Source organism: Microcystis sp. M_QC_C_20170808_M3Col (assembly GCF_007095505.1).
Lineage (GTDB): Bacteria > Cyanobacteriota > Cyanobacteriia > Cyanobacteriales > Microcystaceae > Microcystis.
In genome coordinates this window covers 1-2,608 of sequence record NZ_SFBY01000035.1, presented here as the reverse complement: position 1 = coordinate 2,608, position 2,608 = coordinate 1, and the positions used below count along the sequence as shown (strand labels likewise).

The 2,608-nt window shown below is 47.2% G+C and carries 2 protein-coding genes; both read left to right on the top strand.

The window, feature by feature from the left end:
• Window positions 1-143 precede the first annotated feature (143 nt).
• The gene (locus tag EWV84_RS01860) at window positions 144-1,115 is read left to right on the top strand and encodes a LysR family transcriptional regulator (RefSeq protein WP_287076051.1); all 972 of its coding nucleotides are present in this window, start codon (window positions 144-146) and stop codon (window positions 1,113-1,115) included.
• A 43-nt stretch (window positions 1,116-1,158) separates the two neighbouring features.
• On the top strand, window positions 1,159-2,235 hold the full coding sequence (locus EWV84_RS01855) for an anthranilate phosphoribosyltransferase family protein (RefSeq protein WP_287076049.1): 1,077 nt from the start codon (window positions 1,159-1,161) through the stop codon (window positions 2,233-2,235).
• The last annotated feature ends 373 nt before the right edge of the window (window positions 2,236-2,608 follow it).

The window sequence follows — 2,608 nt, the reverse complement described above, 5'->3', positions numbered from 1 at the left end:
GCACGCAAACTTTAAACGCTTCGGGAGAGGTTCCCTCTTGGTTGGTTGGAGAAATCCTGCTTGCTAACGGAGACTCAATGAACGAAGAATCCCCGTCTCTTTAGAGCGGGGAGCGTCAAGGAATGTAATTAAAACGAGAAAGAATGCGGATCGAGCAATTGCAAGCCTTTTTAGCCGTAGCCGATACGGGCAATTTCGGTCAAGCGGCGCGCCAGTGTGGAGTCACCCAATCGACTATCAGCCGCCAGATTCAATCCCTAGAAACCGATTTGGGCTTACCTCTTTTCCATCGTACCGCCCAAGCGAAGTTAACCATTGCCGGGGAGAAATTACTGCCCCGGGCGAAACGGATTTGTCAAGAATGGACGAATGTTCACGAGGAAATCACCGACCTACAGGCAGGAAAACAGCCAGAATTGTGCGTGGCTGCCATTCATTCGGTGTGCGCCCACTATTTACCGCCGATTTTGCCGAAATTTTGTGCTGAATACCCAGAAGTTCAGTTAAGAGTTACAGCCCTAGGCAGCGATCGCGCATTAAAAGTGCTGCGGGATGGTTTAGTAGATGTGGCGTTGGTAATGAATAATCGTTTTCTCACCTCTAGTCCGGAGATGGTGGTAGAAATGTTATACCAAGAAGCGATCGAAATTCTCATGGCCGCTAATCATCCCCTCGCCCAATACAAAGAAGTGCCATGGTCGGAATTAATCCCCTATCCGCAAGTGGTTTTCAAAGACGGCTACGGAATGCAAAGATTAGTACAAGAATGGTTTTCCCGTCAGGATGCCCACCTGAAAACTGTCATGGAATTAAACACCCTTGATGCTTTTCGCGGTGTGGTGCGTCAGGGTAATATTATCGCTCTTCTGCCCCAATCTGCCCTGATGGAAGCCCGTAGCGATGCCACCCTCGCCATTCGTCCTCTTGCTTCCCCTAGTAGCGAAAATCCCCATCTTAACAATGGTAAATTTAGTCATCGTCTCACCCGTCAGGTAGTCCTTGTCACCACGAGCGATCGCCTACAGATACCACCGATCGCTCATTTTTGTCAATTAGTGCGGCAAATGAATCAAAGTGTGGTTAAAAGCTTAGAAAACCACCCCGTCCAGCCTTAAAAATCCCCATTAATCCCATTTACTCTTTATTTTCTTCCTTGAGATGAGTGATACTTTTCGAGAATTATTAAAAGTGATCGGTAGTGGCACCCATACGGGCAGAAATTTAACCCGTCCCGAAGCAGCGATGGCCACCAAGATGATGTTAACCCAAGAGGCAACCCCGGCCCAAATCGGTGCTTTTATGATTGCCCATCGCATTAAACGCCCCACCAGCGATGAGTTAGCGGGAATGCTTGATGCCTACGCCGAGCTTGGCCCGCAAATAACCCTAGAATCAGCCTCTTTTCAGTATCCGATCGCTATTTTTGGCAATCCCTACGATGGACGCTCTCGCACTGCCCCGGTTACTCCGATCACTACTTTAATCTTAGCGGCGGCGGGGGTTCCCGTAGTCCTGCACGGGGGCGATCAAATGCCGACTAAATACGGCATTTCCCTGAGGGAAATCTGGCAGCAATTAGGAGCAGATTTTAGTCAATTATCCTTAGCAGCAGTGAAAGACTGTTTAATCACCACAAGATTCACTTTTTTCTATATTCCGCGCCATTTTCCCCTAGTAGAGAATTTTGTTACCTATCGGGAGCAAATCGGTAAACGTCCGCCCATGGCCACGGTAGAGTTAATGTGGTCGCCTTTTGTGGGTAATATTCATCAGATATCGGGTTTTGTTCATCCCCCCACCGAAGATCGTTTTCGCGAAACTTTTGCCCTGAGAAATATCTCTCACTTCACCACCGTGAAAGGATTAGAGGGCAGTTGTGATTTAGCCTGTAATCGGACGGCGATTATTGGTCTGGGAAATCCCACCGATACCCCTTCCTTTCAGCGATTTTTCCTAAATCCTCGCGATTATGGCTTCTATACTTCGGATTATCCCCTCGAATCTTTAGAAATGCTCACCGCTAAATTAAAGGGTTTATTAGCCGGAGAAAATAATGAATTAACCGACGCGGCAATTTTTAACGGTGGTTTTTATCTTTGGCGCTGTGGAATTGCCCCAGATATCCCCACGGCTTTCCAGCAAGCACAACAATGTTTACAGTCAGGAAAAGCCCTGGCTAAACTGCAACAAATCTGTAATTATCTCCAAAATCACCGAATAGATAGGGTCTGCTGAATAAATCTAAAAACCTTGTTGGGTAAGACTTTTAGACTTTTGGGAAATCAAAAAGTACTGGACATGGGAGTGATCGGGGGGAAAATTCAGTGACTTTTTCCCTGAAAATTAGGTAATTGACCCCCTCAAAATGGTTAAAACCCTACACCCCACACCCTACACCCCACACCCTACCCCCACGAAAAACTTTTTGCCGCAAACCCTAGATAGGAATAGGGTTGTAGGGAAAATCACTTCTAAATCAATGGACTTGCTTTGACATCCTCGCCGCCGTAAAACGGACGGCGATTCCTCACCACGCCACTTTTTTAGGGTGGTCGCGTCAACGGGGTTGACGCAGATAGCGAAAAACGCTTAATTGCTTAAGTCTGAC

Coding starts and splice junctions, on each gene's coding strand:
- EWV84_RS01860 (WP_287076051.1), top strand. CDS start 144: ATGCGGATCGAGCAATTGCAAGCCTTTTTAGCCGTAGCCGATACGGGC.
- EWV84_RS01855 (WP_287076049.1), top strand. CDS start 1,159: ATGAGTGATACTTTTCGAGAATTATTAAAAGTGATCGGTAGTGGCACC.